Source organism: Streptomyces sp. NPDC017993 (genome assembly GCF_044328065.1).
In the GTDB taxonomy this organism is placed as follows: domain Bacteria; phylum Actinomycetota; class Actinomycetes; order Streptomycetales; family Streptomycetaceae; genus Streptomyces.
On record NZ_JBIRGO010000004.1, the window covers coordinates 363872 to 377930 of the forward strand.

General features: G+C 72.9%; 12 protein-coding genes. 6 read left to right on the plus strand and 6 right to left on the minus strand.

Going from position 1 to position 14059, the window contains the following annotated elements; genetic code table 11:
- Window positions 1-9 precede the first annotated feature (9 nt).
- From ACH4FH_RS08970 to ACH4FH_RS08985, 4 genes are read right to left on the minus strand one after another with little or no spacing between them, the layout of a single operon-like run.
- Window positions 10-942, minus strand: coding sequence for an LD-carboxypeptidase (locus ACH4FH_RS08970; protein WP_398555077.1), 933 nt, complete (start codon window positions 940-942; stop codon window positions 10-12).
- On the minus strand, window positions 939-2963 hold the full coding sequence (locus ACH4FH_RS08975; RefSeq protein WP_398555078.1) for a prolyl oligopeptidase family serine peptidase: 2025 nt from the start codon (window positions 2961-2963) through the stop codon (window positions 939-941). The genes ACH4FH_RS08970 and ACH4FH_RS08975 overlap by 4 nt, the downstream gene beginning before the upstream one ends.
- Before the next feature lie 43 nt (window positions 2964-3006).
- Window positions 3007-4341, minus strand: a complete 1335-nt coding sequence (locus tag ACH4FH_RS08980) for a M20/M25/M40 family metallo-hydrolase (protein WP_398555079.1) — start codon at window positions 4339-4341, stop codon at window positions 3007-3009.
- Window positions 4334-5167 carry a M55 family metallopeptidase gene (locus ACH4FH_RS08985; RefSeq protein ID WP_398555080.1) on the minus strand — a complete coding sequence of 278 codons (834 nt, stop codon included), beginning with the start codon at window positions 5165-5167 and terminating at the stop codon, window positions 4334-4336. The genes ACH4FH_RS08980 and ACH4FH_RS08985 overlap by 8 nt, the downstream gene beginning before the upstream one ends.
- A 232-nt stretch (window positions 5168-5399) precedes the next feature.
- Here ACH4FH_RS08985 and ACH4FH_RS08990 point away from each other — a divergent pair, with 232 nt between their 5' ends.
- The 3 genes from ACH4FH_RS08990 to ACH4FH_RS09000 all read left to right on the plus strand — a co-directional run bounded on the left by ACH4FH_RS08990 (window position 5400) and on the right by ACH4FH_RS09000 (window position 9897).
- Window positions 5400-6929, plus strand: a complete 1530-nt coding sequence (locus ACH4FH_RS08990) for an SDR family oxidoreductase (protein ID WP_398555081.1) — start codon at window positions 5400-5402, stop codon at window positions 6927-6929.
- 78 nt (window positions 6930-7007) lie between these two features.
- Window positions 7008-8381: a cryptochrome/photolyase family protein gene (locus tag ACH4FH_RS08995; protein WP_398555082.1), complete on the plus strand. Its 1374-nt coding sequence runs from the start codon at window positions 7008-7010 to the stop codon at window positions 8379-8381.
- Between the two features lie 10 nt (window positions 8382-8391).
- Window positions 8392-9897 (plus strand): cryptochrome/photolyase family protein, encoded by a 1506-nt coding sequence (locus tag ACH4FH_RS09000; RefSeq protein WP_398555083.1) that lies wholly within the window; start codon window positions 8392-8394, stop codon window positions 9895-9897.
- 21 nt (window positions 9898-9918) lie between these two features.
- On the opposite strand, the gene ACH4FH_RS09005 is transcribed toward ACH4FH_RS09000, so the two are convergent.
- Both ACH4FH_RS09005 and ACH4FH_RS09010 read right to left on the minus strand, forming a co-directional pair.
- Window positions 9919-11163: an NAD(P)/FAD-dependent oxidoreductase gene (locus tag ACH4FH_RS09005; protein WP_398555084.1), complete on the minus strand. Its 1245-nt coding sequence runs from the start codon at window positions 11161-11163 to the stop codon at window positions 9919-9921.
- Between the two features lie 262 nt (window positions 11164-11425).
- Window positions 11426-11857, minus strand: coding sequence for an ATP-binding protein (locus tag ACH4FH_RS09010; protein WP_398555085.1), 432 nt, complete (start codon window positions 11855-11857; stop codon window positions 11426-11428).
- Between the two features lie 216 nt (window positions 11858-12073).
- Here ACH4FH_RS09010 and ACH4FH_RS09015 point away from each other — a divergent pair, with 216 nt between their 5' ends.
- The 3 genes from ACH4FH_RS09015 to ACH4FH_RS09025 all read left to right on the plus strand — a co-directional run bounded on the left by ACH4FH_RS09015 (window position 12074) and on the right by ACH4FH_RS09025 (window position 13970).
- Window positions 12074-12247, plus strand: a complete 174-nt coding sequence (locus ACH4FH_RS09015) for a CsbD family protein (RefSeq protein ID WP_398555086.1) — start codon at window positions 12074-12076, stop codon at window positions 12245-12247.
- A 243-nt stretch (window positions 12248-12490) separates the two neighbouring features.
- Window positions 12491-12844: a PRC-barrel domain containing protein gene (locus ACH4FH_RS09020; RefSeq protein WP_398555087.1), complete on the plus strand. Its 354-nt coding sequence runs from the start codon at window positions 12491-12493 to the stop codon at window positions 12842-12844.
- Window positions 12845-13109: 265 nt separating this feature from the next.
- Window positions 13110-13970, plus strand: coding sequence for an RNA polymerase sigma factor SigF (locus ACH4FH_RS09025; RefSeq protein WP_398555222.1), 861 nt, complete (start codon window positions 13110-13112; stop codon window positions 13968-13970).
- Window positions 13971-14059 lie beyond the last annotated feature (89 nt).

Here is a 14059-nt window from a genome sequence, read left to right on the forward strand (position 1 = left end):
CGCACGCGGTCAGCTCAACGCCGGGATCTCCAGGGCCAGCGTCCCGGCCGTCGCGTCCAGCTCCGCCGGGACGCCGAGCGGCAGGGTCAGCGCGGAGTCGCCGTGCCCGAAGCCGAACTCCTCCGCCACCGGCACCCCGAGCCCCCCGAGCCGGTCCCTGAGCACCTCCCGCACGTGTGCGTACGGCCCGCAGCGGGCCCAGGAGCCGAGGACGATCCCTGCGACGCCGTCGAACCAGCCGGCCCGCGACAACTGGGTCAGCGCCCGGTCGATGCGGTACGGCGGCTCCCCCACGTCCTCCAGGAGCAGCAGACCGCCCGAGACATCGCGCCGGGCCTGCGGGGTACCGACCTCGCCGGCGAGCATCGTCAGACAGCCGCCGACGGTGACCCCGCGGGCCCGGCCCGGCACCAGCGGCCGGGACGTCCCGGAGTCGAGAGTGCGAACCGTCTCCGGCGCGAAGAGGGTGCGGCGCAGATGCTCGCGGGTGGCGTCGTCCTTGAGGAAGACCTCACCGGCGACGGCCGGTCCGTGCAGCGAGGACACTCCGGCCCGCACCGCGAACGCCTCGTGCAGCACCGTGACATCGCTGAAGCCGATCAGCGGCTTGGGGGCCGCGGCGCGCAGGGCGTCCCAGTCCAGCAGGTCGACCATCCGCTGGGCGCCGTAGCCGCCGCGCGCGGCGAACACCGCGGCGACGGACGGATCGCACCACGCCTCCTGGAGCTCGCGGGCGCGGTCCTCGTCCGAGGCGGCGAGATAGCTCAGCGTGTCGTGGGAGCCCCGGGTGCCGGGCGAGGTGACCGGGTCGAGGTCCCAGCCGCGCAGGATGTCCAGACCGCAGTCCAGCCGCTCCGGGGCGATCGGGCCGCTGGGGGCGACGACCGCCACCCGGTCGCCGGGCCGCAGCCGCGGCGGCCGGATCAGCCGCGCCGCCGTCATGTGTGCAGCTCCAGCTCCGGGACGTCGTCGCGGATGAAGCAGAACGTACGGGCGTACAGGGAGAGTTCGGCCTCGACGGCGCGGACCATGGTGTCCTCGCGGCGGAAGCCGTGTCCTTCGCCGGCGAAGGACAGATAGGCGTGCGGAATGCCGCGCCCGGCGACCTCGGCGAGGAACCGCTCGCACTGCACGGGCGGGCAGATGACGTCGTCCAGGCCCTGGAGCAGCAGGAACGGTGCCGCGATACGGTCCGCGCGGTGCAGCGGCGAGCGTGCGCGGTAGCGGTCGGGGACCTCCGCGAGCGGGCCGACCAGGGACTCCAGGTACCGCGACTCGAAGTCATGGGTCTCGTCGGTCGCCCAGCCCGCCAGGTCCAGGATCGGGTACTTGATGGTGCCGCAGGCGTAGAGGTCCATGGACGTCAGCGACGCGGCGGTGGTCCAGCCGCCGGCGCTGCCGCCGCGGATCGCCAGCCGGGCGCCGTCTGCGGTGCCCTCGTCGGCCAGCGCCCGGGCGACCGCCGCGCAGTCCTCGACGTCCACGACGCCCCACTGGCCGCGCAGCCGCTCGCGGTACTCGCGGCCGTATCCCGTCGAGCCGCCGTAGTTGACCTCGGCGACACCTATGCCGCGGGAGGTGAAGTAGGCGATCTCCAGGTCCAGGACCAGGGGGGCGCGGACGGTCGGGCCGCCGTGCACCCACACCACGTACGGCGGCAGTTCGTCGTCGGGGCCGGTGTGATCGGGGCTGTGCGGCGGATAGATGTGGGCGTGGATGTCCCGGCCATCGGGGCCGGTGAAGGTGCGGACCCGCGGGCGGGGGTAGTAGGCGGGGTCCACGACGTCCGTGTGGCGGGCGGCGATGGCCCGGGAGCGGCCGGTGCAGGTGTCGAGTTCGACGACCTCGTAGGCGCTGTGCGGTCCGGCGGCGATCCCGAAGGCGCGGCTGCCGTGGACGGTGAGGGTGGGCGCCCATTCCGTCCACGGGCCCACCGAGTCGACCAGTTCGCCGGTGACCGGGTCGAGGACGCCCAGGCTGGTGCGGCCGAGGCCGTGCAGGACCGCGATGGTGCCGTTCTCCAGCGGCAGGAACCAGCGCTCGCCGACGTTCCACAGCGGGCCGCCGAACTCCTCCTGGCGTGCGGGGCACAGAGCGCGGCGGGCGGCCGTGCCGGGCGTCGCCGCGAGGTCGATGCGCTCCAGCTGCCACCAGCCGCTGAGGTCGGAGACGAAGAGCAGCGAGCCGTCGGCGGCCCACTCGATCTGCGCGATGGCCTCGCCCCGCTCGCCCCCGCCCGGCGCCGTGGGGCCGAGATCGCCGACTAGCCGCCGGATGTTGTCGAATTCGCCCTTCGCGCTGATGTCGGCGAGCATCACGAGGGTGCCGTCCCAGGGCATCTGCGGGTGGTCCCAGGCGATCCAGGCGACGCGCCGGCCGTCCGGGGAGAGCCGCGGGCCGGTGACGAAGCGGTGCCGGTCGTCGCTCAACTCCCGGACGGCGCGGCGGTCCTCGGACGCGGAGCCGTCCAGCGGCACGGCGGCGAGCACCCGGCGGACGTCGGTGGGGCGGTCGCCGGTGAACTCCTCCAGGACGCACCACACCTCCCCCAGCTCCGGGCGCAGCACCGGGTCGACCCACCGCAGGCCGCCGCCGACGGCGGACAGCGGGGTGAGCGGGCGCGGGGCGTCGCCGCTGTCCGGTGTGCAGGCGTACAGCCGCTGGTCGGTGAACTCGCTGAAGACGACCAGCGGTCCGCGCCCGGTGTCCGTGGCCGTCCAGGGCTGGCCGCCGTATTCCAGCACCCGGCTGCGGACGTCCCACGGGGCGGGCAGTACCGCCTCCTCGGCGCCGTCGTGCCGCCTGCGGACCAGCGCCCGGCGGCCGCGCTCGGCGGGCCGCGGCTCGGTCCACCAGACCTCGTCACCGACCCCGCCGATGAACGCCGGACGGCCGTCGTGCGCGGCGACCGTCCGGGCGTCTATCGGGGATGGCCAGGCTCCGTAGGGGGCGGTGGTCACCATGCGGGAAGTCCTCCTCTGCCGGGCCGCCCGGCGGGGCGTACCGTCATGCCTGTCGCAGGAAATGGTCCAGCACCCGGACACCGAAGTGCAGCGCCTCGACGGGTACCCGCTCGTCGACGCCGTGGAAGAGTGCCTGGTAGTCGAAGCCCTCGGGCAGTTTCAGCGGTGAGAAGCCGTAGCCGGCGATGCCCAGCCGGGAGAACTGCTTGGCGTCCGTGCCTCCGGACATGCAGTAGGGGACGACGTGCCCCTGCGGGTCGAAATGCTCGACGGCGTCGCGCATCGCGGCGAAGGTCGGGGAGTCGACCGGTGCCTGCAGGGCGACCTCGCCGTGGTGGAAGTCCCAGCTGACCTCGGGGCCGGTGAGTTCGTCCATCGTCGTCCGGAACTCCGCCTCGCCACCGGGGACCACCCGGCCGTCCACGTAGGCGACGGCGCTGCCGGGGATCACGTTGACCTTGTAACCGGCTTCGAGCATCGTCGGGTTGGAGCTGTTGCGGATGGTCGGCCGGACCAGGTCGGCGGACGGGCCGAGCTTGCTCAGCAGCGTGTCGACGTCGAAGTCGGGGGCCTCGACGTCGACGTCGATGACGTGCAGCACGGCGAGTTCGCGGAGCGCGGCCCGCACCGTCGGGGTGAGACGCACCGGCCATTCGTGCGCGCCGATGCGGGCCACCGCGGCGGCCAGCCGGCTGACGGCGTTGGCGTCGTTGACCTTCGAGCCGTGGCCCGCGCGGCCCTGGGCGGACAGCTTCAGCCAGGCCGTGCCGCGCTCCCCCGCCGCGATGGGATACAGCTGCATCCCGCCGCCCGCGTGGAATGTGTAGGCCCCGGACTCGCTGATGCCTTCGGTGCAGCCCTCGAAGAGGTCGCGGTGGTGGTCGGCGAGGAAGCCCGAGCCGTCGTCGGCGCTGGCCTCCTCGTCGGCGGTGAAGGCCAGCACGATGTCGCGCCGGGGCCGCACGCCGGTGCGCGCCCAGCGGCGGACGGCGGCGAGCACCATCGCGTCCATGTTCTTCATGTCGATGGCGCCGCGGCCCCAGACCACGCCGTCGCGGACCTCGCCGGAGAAGGGATGCACGGTCCAGTCGGCCGGCTCGGCGGGCACCACGTCCAGGTGGCCGTGCACCAGCAGGGCGTCGGCCGCGGGGTCGGTGCCCGGGATGCGGGCGACGACGTTCGTACGGCCCTTGGTGCGCTCCAGGAGGGTCGGTTCGATGCCGGCCGCGGCCAGCCGCTCGGCGACGTACTCGGCGGCGGGGCGCTCCTGGCATGTGCCGTCGCCGGTGTTGGTGGTGTCGATGCGGATCAGGTCGGAGGTGAACCGCACGACCTCGTCGAGGGCCTGCTGGTCGACCGGCCCGGTGAGGTCAGCCATATTGTTCCTCCACGGCGGACGAGACGACGGTCGTGACCGCCTTGAAGCACCGGATGGCTTCGTACATGTTCTGACTGGTATACGCGACGCGGCGCTCTCCGGCGCGCTCGACGCCGGGTACGCAGGTCGCCGCGCCCACCAAATGCTCCGCGTCGAACTCCATCTCGACGTGGAAGGGGCCGCCCCGGACCGGTTCGTGGCGCACCGCGAGGGGCGCCGCCTCCCGGGCCGCGGCCCGGATGTCGGCCGCCGTACGGGCCGGGGGCCGGCATACCGCGGCGTAGCGCGAGACGTAGTCCTTGACGGCTACCGCGGGCGCCTGCGGGGCGTACCCCTGTGCGTCCTGGCAGGTGCGGTCGTCGCCCGTGACCAGGACCACGGGCACGCCGTATTCGGCGACGACGAGGGAGTTCAGCAGGCCCTCGCTCGCGCGGGCGCCGTCCACCCAGACGCCGGTGAGGGAATTGGCGAGGTAGGTGTGCGCGAGGACGCCTTCGGTGCCTGCGCCGGTGTGGTAGCCGACGAAGGCGATGCCGTCCACGTCGCCGTGCTGGACGCCCTCGACCATGCTCAGCGACTTGTGGCGTCCGGTGAGCATCTGGGCGCGCTCGTCGAGCTGCTCGAGCAGCAGATTGCGCATCGTCCAGTGCGCTTCGTTGACCAGCACCTCATCGGCTCCGCCGGCGAAGAATCCGGCGATCGCCGCATTGACATCGGAGGTGAACATGTGGCGGCACCGCTCCCACTGCGGCGTGCCGGGCAGCACATCGGCGGGCCAGGTCACGCCGGTGGCGCCCTCCATGTCGGCCGAGATGAGGATCTTCATGCCGCGTCACGTTACGCGTTCCGCCCCGTGCCCGACAGGGCTGTGGATAAGTACAGAGGTCTACTCCACTGACGGCCTACATCGGTCCCCCGACCGGCCCTGCCGCGGCCGCGCGCCGCCCGCATGCCCGCGGCCGCGGGCATGCGGGCGGCGGTCGGCGGCGGAGGACAAGCGGAACCGTCAGGGGCGGGAGAAGGTGGACGCAACGGCACGATGCGAGGTGGAGGCCCCCATGACCAGCGAGGACCCGGCACGTGGGCCGCACTGCCTGGTGACCGGCGCGACGGGGTACATCGGGGGCCGGCTGGTGCCCGAGCTGCTGGACGCCGGCTACCGGGTGCGGTGCCTGGCCAGATCGCCGGGCAAGCTGCGGGACCACCCCTGGGCCGGGCGGGCCGAGGTGGTGCAGGGCGACGTGACGGACGCGGCGTCCGTCGGCGCGGCCATGCGGGGCATCGACATCGCCTACTACCTGGTGCACGCCCTCGGCACCGGCGCGGGCTTCGAGCGGACCGATCGCGAGTCCGCCCGCATCTTCGGTCAGCAGGCGCGCGCCGCCGGCGTCCGGCGCGTCGTCTACCTGGGCGGGCTCACCCCGGCGGGCGTCGACGAACGGGAGCTCTCCCCGCATCTGCGCTCGCGGGCCGAGGTGGGCAGAACCCTGCTGGCGTCGGGGGTCCCGACCGCCGTCCTGCGTGCGGCGGTCATCATCGGCTCCGGATCGGCCTCCTTCGAGATGCTGCGCTACCTCACCGAGCGGTTGCCGGTGATGGTCACCCCGAGCTGGGTCCGTACCCGCATCCAGCCGATCGCGGTCCGCGACGTGCTGCGCTACCTCGTCGGCAGCGCGGAACTGCCGCAGGAGGTGAGCCGGACCTTCGACATCGGCGGTCCCGACGTGGTCACCTACCTGGACATGATGCGGCGGTACGCGGCGATCTCCGGGCTGCCGCGGCGGCTGATCGTGCCCGTACCCGTGCTCACGCCCCGGCTCTCCAGTCACTGGATCGGGCTGGTCACACCCGTGCCGCCGGCCATCGCCCGGCCGCTGACCGAGTCGCTGCGCCACGAGGTGGTGTGCCACGAGCACGACATCGCCCGGTACGTACCCGACCGGCCGAGGTCCCCCGTGGACCTGGCCACCGCGCTGTCGCTGGCGCTCCAGCGGGTGCGTGAGGCCAACGTCACCACCCGGTGGTCCTCCGCCTCGGTGCCGGGCGCGCCGAGCGACCCGCTGCCCACCGACCCCGACTGGGCCGGCGGCAGCCTCTACACCGACCGGCGTGAACTGCCGGTCGATGCCTCGCCGTCGGCGCTGTGGCGGGTCATCGAGGGCATCGGCGGGGACAACGGCTGGTACTCCTTCCCGCTCGCGTGGGCGATTCGCGGCCGGCTGGACAGGCTGGTGGGCGGGGTGGGGCTGCGGCGCGGCCGCCGCGACGCCGCGCACCTGCGGACCGGGGACTCCCTCGACTTCTGGCGCGTCGAGGAGATCGAACCCGGCAGGCTGCTGCGGTTGCGTGCCGAGATGCGGATCCCGGGCCTTGCGTGGCTGGAGATGTACGCCGACCGGGACGGCTCGGGAAGGACCCGCTACCGGCAGCGGGCGATCTTCCATCCGCACGGGCTGCTGGGACATCTGTACTGGTGGAGCGTTTCGCCGTTCCACGCCGTCGTCTTCGGCGGCATGGCCCGTAACATCGCCAGGACCGCCGCCGAGGAAGAGGCCGCCCGCCCGCAGCGGCAGCCCGCGCCGCCGTGAGAGAGCTGCCTCCCGGACACCGCGAGCGGACCGGGCCGCCCCCGCCGAACACGTCACCGTTCGCCCTGGAGTGACGCCATGACTGTCGCTGTCGTCCTGTTCACCTCCGATCTGCGCCTGCACGACCACCCCCCGCTGCGCGCGGCCCTGCACGCGGCCGACCGGGTGGTGCCGCTGTTCGTGCGCGACGAGGTCATCGCTTCCGGTGGCTTCGCCGCGCCCAACCGCCAGGCGTTCCTCGCCGACTGCCTCACCGACCTCGACGCGGGGCTGCGTGAGCGCGGCGGAAGGCTGGTCGTGCGGTCCGGGGACGTGGTGGAGCAGGTCTGCGAGGTGGCCGCGGAGACCGAGGCCGACGAGGTGCACCTGGCGGCCGGCGTCAGCGGCTACGCGCACCGCAGGGAGGAGCGGCTGCGTGCGGCACTGGAGGCCGACGGCCGGCGTCTGCGCGTCCACGACGCCGTCGTCACAGCCGTCCCGCCCGGCGCCCTGACACCGGCCTCATCGGACCACTTCGCGGTGTTCACGCCGTACTTCCGGCACTGGTCGCGAGAACGTCTGCGCGGTCCGCTGGGCGCTCCCCGCACCGTGCGGGTACCGGACCGCGTCTCCTCGGAGCCGGTGCCGTCCCGTAAGGACGTTTCGGGGGTCTCGGCGGGGCTCGCCGCGGGAGGCGAGAAGGAGGGCCGGGCGCTGCTCTCGGCCTGGCAGCGCGGCGGACTCGCGGACTACGAGGAGCGGCACGACGACCTGCCGGGCGACGCGACCTCCCGGCTCTCCCCGCATCTGCACTTCGGCACCGTCTCTGCGGTCGAGACCGTGCACCGGGCACGCAGGAGCGGCGGCCCAGGCGCCGAGTCCTTCGTCCGGCAGGTGTGCTGGCGCGACTTCCATCACCAGGTGCTCGCCGCCAGGCCCACCGCGGCCGCCGTCGACTACCGCACCCACCACGACCGTTGGCGTGACGAGCGGTCGGCCGCCGAGGAGATCGCGGCGTGGAAGGAGGGCCGTACGGGCTATCCGGTGGTCGACGCGGCCATGCGGCAGCTGGCGCACGAGGGCTGGATGCACAACCGCGGCAGGCTGCTGACCGCGAGCTTCCTTGCCAAGACGCTGTACGTGGACTGGCGGATCGGCGCCCGGCACTTCCTGGAACTCCTGGTGGACGGCGATCTCGCCAACAACCAGCTCAACTGGCAGTGGGTGGCCGGGACCGGCACCGACACCCGGCCCAACCGGGTCCTCAACCCCGTGACCCAGGGCAAGCGGTTCGACCCGGACGGGACCTACGTCCGCCGCTGGGTGCCCGAGCTGCGGGACGTCGAGGGGCGCGCGGTGCACGAGCCGTGGAAACTGCCGGACGCCGAGCGCGCCGCGTTCGACTATCCCGAGCCGCTCATCGAGCTCTCCGATGGCCTGGCCCGCTTCAAACGGGCCCGCGGCAAGGACTGAGGCAACGGCCATGGGCACCTCGCACTGGCTGTTCGGCGACCAGCTCGGCCCGCACTTCACCGCCCCGGGGGACAGCGGCCCCGGGCGCGACACGCCGCTGGTGATGATCGAGGCCCGCTCGGTCTTCCGGCGCCGCCGCTTCCACCGCGCCAAGGCACACCTCGTGCTCAGCGCGATGCGCCACCGCGCCGCCGAACTCGGCGACCGGGTGCGCTACGTCCGTGCCGACACCTACCGGGAGGGTCTGCGGGAGGCCGTCGGGGACGGCGAGATGACGGTGCATCACCCCACGTCCCGCGCGGCACTGGCGCTGACCGGCTCACTCGGCAACGTCACCGTGCTGCCGGCCCGCGGCTTCCTCGTGCCGCAGGAGGACTTCCGGGCCTGGGCCGAGGCCCGGAGCACGGACACCCTGCGCCAGGAGGACTTCTACCGCTGGGTCAGGCAGGGCCACGACCTCCTCATGGACGGGGACCGGCCGGCCGGCGGCCGCTGGAACCTCGACCACGACAACCGCGAACCACCGCCCCGGGGCGCCCGCGCCCTGGACGTCCCCGCGCCGTACCGGCCGCGTGAGGACGCGATCGACGAGGAGGTGCGGCGGGACCTCGACCGCTGGGAGCGCGACGGGGACGTCACGTTCGTCGGCCGCGACGGCCCCCGGCGCTTTCCCGCGAGCCGCCGCGAGGCCCTCGCCGCGCTGCGCCGCTTCCTCGCGCACCGGCTCGCCGCCTTCGGGCCGTACGAGGACGCCGTGCTGGCCCACGACCCGGTCATGAGCCACAGCCTGCTCTCCTCTTCGCTCAACCTCGGCCTGCTGGATCCCGCCGAGTGCGTGGAGCGCGCGGAGGCCGCCTGGCGGGCGGGCGAGGCGCCGCTGAACAGTGTCGAAGGGTTCGTCCGGCAGATCGCCGGCTGGCGCGAGTACGTCTGGCAGCTGTACTGGCACTTCGGCGCGGACTACCGGCGGCGCAACGCGCTGCGCCACCACGCGCCGCTGCCCGGCTGGTTCGTGGAACTGGACGCCGACGCGGTCACCGCGCGCTGCCTGGCCACCGTGCTGCGGCAGGTGCGCGACACCGGCTGGACCCACCACATCCCCCGCCTGATGATCCTCGGCAGCTACGCCCTCCAGCGCGGCTGGGACCCGGCGGACGTCACCGACTGGTTCCACCGGTCCTTCGTCGACGGCTACGACTGGGTCATGCTCCCGAACGTCGTCGGCATGTCGCAGTACGCCGACGGGGGCCTGATGACCACCAAGCCGTACACCTCCGGGGGCGCGTATCTGCACCGTATGAGCGACCTGTGCGGCTCGTGCGCCTACCGGCCGACCGAACGTGTCGGGGAACGCGCCTGCCCTTACACGGCCGGCTACTGGGCCTTCCTCGACCGGCATCGGGCGCGGCTGGAGGGCAACCACCGGATGCGGCGCGCCGTGCGGGGCCTGGACCGCCTGGCGGACTTGGCGGAGTTGCTACGCCAGGAGGAGCACCGCGGGGACGGGCCGCCCTGAGGGCGGGCGGGGACGACGGGGCTACCGACCCAGGTCGCGGAGCACTTCACGGGCGGCCCGGGCGCCGGAGGCCAGCGCGCCCTGTACGGACCCGGTCGCCCGGTGGTCGCCGCAGACGTAGCGGCCAGGCCCGATCCGGGACGGCCTGCTCAGCGGGTGCGGCGGCGGCATGGCAGGCAGCGCGTCCCGGATGGCCTGGACCGTCACCACCTCCCACCCCGAGGTGTCCGCGGCGTACGCCTCGGACAGCGCGGCACGCAGGGAGCTCTCCCGTCCCGGGCGGTCCGCACCGAGGGCCGAGGTGGCCACCAGTGCGGTACCGGCGGGTGCGTAGCCGGGCACCACTTCGCTCAGCACGCAGGAGTTCAAAAATCGCCGCCGCGAGTCGGTGAGCAGCGTCGGCTCGGCCAGCGGGGACGCCGGGGCCGCGTGGTAGTAGGTCGTGACGGTGCGATGCGGCGGCACCCGGAGGCCGGGCAGCAGCGAGCGGGCAGCGGCGGCGCCGGTGGCCACGACGACGGTGCGGGCCCTGAGGGTGCCGCCACCTTCCGACAGCAGGACGCCGTCGTCGGTGAGCCGGTCGACGGGACAGCCGAGCCGCACGGTGCCGTCGGGCAGCCGGTCCGCGAGCTGTCGTGGCACGGCGCCGATGCCCTCGCCCGGCAGGCAGAGCGTGCCGCGCAGCATGCTGCGCCAGACGAGGTGGAAGACCCGGCTGGAGGTCTCCAGTTCGTCCTCCAGGAACACGCCCGACAGGAACGGCCGGAAGAACCGCTCCACGAACTCCTCGGACACGCCGGCCGCGGCGAGCGCCGTCCGCGTGGTGCGGTCCGCGCCGCGGGTGAGCAGCCGCGCCGGGGCCAGCATGTCGCGGGCGGACAGGACGCCGAGCGCGAGCAGGTCGCGGGGGCGCGCCAGCCGGCCCGGCAGCAGGTCGGCCGCCCTGCGGGGCTCGCGGCTCGGGTCGGTGAAGCGCAGCCGTCCGTCGTCGGTGTGCACCAGCACGCCCGGTGTGAACGGACGCAGCCGCAGCGCACGCAGGTCCAGGCGCTTTCGCACCTGCGGATAGGAGGTGTTGAAGACCTGGAACCCGCGGTCGATGACGAATCCGTCCACCCGGTCGGTGCGCATCCGGCCGCCGACCGCGTCGGAAGCCTCCGCGACGGCGACTGTCAGCCCGGCCGCCAGCAGGTCCTGCGCGCAGGCGAGACCCGCCGCGCCCGCACCGATCACCACGACGTCGACCGCGCCACGGTCCGGGGCCATCGGGGCACCGCCCTTTCGTTCGGGAGCGCCCGCACCGGCTCGCGGACGCGGCTGATGAGCCGTCGCCTCATCCTTCCGGTTGGCCCGGCCCGCCGGATGTCGCGGACCGCTCGGCGCCGGCGCCGCGCACCGCGCTCCGCGGCCGTGGAGCTGGGCGAGCGGCGGTCCGATCCGGCGCGTCGGCGAGGGGACAGACGGGTGACGGTGCGGGGCGCGGGCCCGCTCTCTTCTGCCGGTGCGGTCAGGCCCTCGGCCGGTGCGGTCAGCGGGCCAGGGTCGCGATGACGGCCTTGCCGCCGTGCGGGTGCGGCCGGACGGTCACCGTACGGGCCAGGCTCTGCACCATGGACAGGCCGAAGCCTCCGGTGCGGCCGGTCAGGTCGGGGCTGCGCTCCCGCGGCCGGACGGGGCTGGGGTCCTCGACAGCCACCCGCAACGCGTCGTCCTCCACCGTCAGCCGCAGCGCGGTGACCTCGCCGGCGTACCGCAGGGCGTTCGTCACCAGTTCGGAGACGACGAGGAGCACGTTCTGCGCGGTCTCCGAGGAGGCCGGGGGCTGGAGCCCGGAGAGGAACGCGGCTACCGCGTGGCGTGCGTCGGCGGCCTGCCGTGGCTGAACGGAGTACGCGTCCGGGTTGCCGTTACCCCGGCCCGCCCCCGACGGGCGGCCGGTTTCCTTCACCCCGTGGTCCATGCTGTTCACCCCGTCAGATCTCGCGTCGGCTTGTCATTCCACTCCTCGCTTACCCGGTGTTCACCGGCCGAAAAGGCGAATGTCCATCGGCGGATACACATCGGCGGATGCCGGCCGGGTTTTCTCGCCGAGCGCATGTCCGCCGGTTTGTCGCCGATACCGTCGGGCACGCGCTCTCTCGTCAAGGAAACGGCTCAACAGTAAGGGAGCGCGACCATGACCTCGGACAAGAAGATGTCCGCCAAGGCCGAGCAGCTCACGGGTGCGGTGAAGGAAACCGTGGGCCGCGCGGTCGGTAACGAGCGGATGACCGCGGAGGGCCGGGCCCAGCGCGCCAAGGCCGACATGCGTGAGGCCGGGCACAAGACCCGGGAAGCTTTCCGACGCTGACCGCGCCTCGCGCGGAAGCGACAGGAGTCATCAGGGGACATCCGGCCGGTGTGACGTGCCGCACCGAGGGGCGAGCAGCCCTTGGGCACGTCATTCCGGCCGCTCTCCCTTTCACTCCGGAGTATTTCACTTCGAGCATTCCGTTCCCGAGGCTCCGTTCCCGGGCTTCCGCATTCCTTGCGGAGCACGGCGAATACGGCGGAGGAAGCGTTGTGGCACCGAAGCACAGGAAGTGGGGCAGCAATGAGTGGCAGCATCTGGGATTACCGGCCGTCGGTCGGCGACGCGGCGGGCGCGAACCTTGTCGGGTTCGCGGTGGAGGCAACGGACGGGCATATCGGCAAGGTTGACAAACACTCCGACGAGGTCGACGCGGCCCATCTCGTCGTCGACACCGGAGTGTGGATCTTCGGCAAGGAGGTCCTGCTGCCCGCCGGCACCATCACGCGGATCGACAGGGCGGCACAGACGGTCCAGGTGAACCGCACCAAGGCCGAGATCAAGGACGCCCCCGAGTTCAGCACCTCCGCAGCCGACGACAGCGCGGGGTCCCGGCAGCAGGTCGGCGCGTACTACGAGGGCTTTCCCCTCATTTGAGGCGCCGTGCATATGAGGTGCTGCCGCGTTCGAGCCGCTGCCACGTCGTCAGGACCGGCTTGCGCGCGCGTGGCGGGCAGCGATTCGAGTGCCCGCCACGCGCGGCGCTGTGATCCATCTCATCTTCCCGTTCAGGTGTTTTTGCGACCCCCGCAGGCATGAGTGGCCGGTTCGGGGGAAGGCGCGCTTCCTGGCATCGTTACCTGGGGAGGGTGAAGTCATGGCGGGGTTGATCGCACGGACCACCGGTGTGGAGCAGCACGGGATGGCGCAGCCGACCGGCGTATGCGCGCCGGTCACGGCGGAGAACCTGCCGCTGCTGGAGGACGCGACGAAGGTCGCGCCGAAGGACGCCCGCGAGCTGTCGCGGATGTTCTTCGAGCGGCTCCGGACTCTGGAAGAGGGCACCCACGCCTACCAGTACGCCCGCAACACGCTGGTCGAGTTGAACCTCTCCCTCGTGCGGTTCGCCGCGAACCGCTTCCGGCACCGCGGCGTCGAGGAGCGGGAAGACATCATCCAGGTCGGCACCATCGGGCTCATCAAGGCGATCGACCGATTCGAGCTGTCACGCGAAGTGGAGTTCGCCACCTTCGCGGTCCCCTACATCCTGGGGGAGATCAAGCGCTTCTTCCGCGACACCAGCTGGGCCGTGCACGTGCCGCGGCGCCTCCAGGAACTGCGGGTGGAGATCGCCAAGGCCAAGGAGCACTTCGCCTGCGCGTCCGAGCGCGAACCGACGGTCCGTGAACTGGCCGCCCACCTCCGGCTGAGCGAGGAGGAGGTCATCGAGGGCATCGTCGCGTCCAACGGATACACCGCGGGCTCCCTCGACATGCCCACCGACCCGGCAGACGACGGCCAGTCCGGCCACAGCGGCCGCAGCTACGCCGAGGTCCTGGGCGAGCCGGACCCCGCGATGGAGGCCGTCGAGAATCTGCATTCCCTCGCGCCGCTGCTGGAGCAGCTCGACGAGCGCGAGCGCCGCATCATCGCCATGCGCTTCGGCGAGGAGCTGACCCAGTCGCAGATCGGCGCCGAACTCGGCATCTCGCAGATGCACGTGTCCCGGCTGCTGTCGCGCACCCTGGCCAAGCTGCGCACCGGGCTGCTCAGCAACGCCTGATCCCGCTCGTCGCCGCAGGCCGAGGTACCCTCAGTCGCCCCCCGCGGCCGTCAGCGACACTCGGCAACCCACCGCCTCACGTTAGCGAA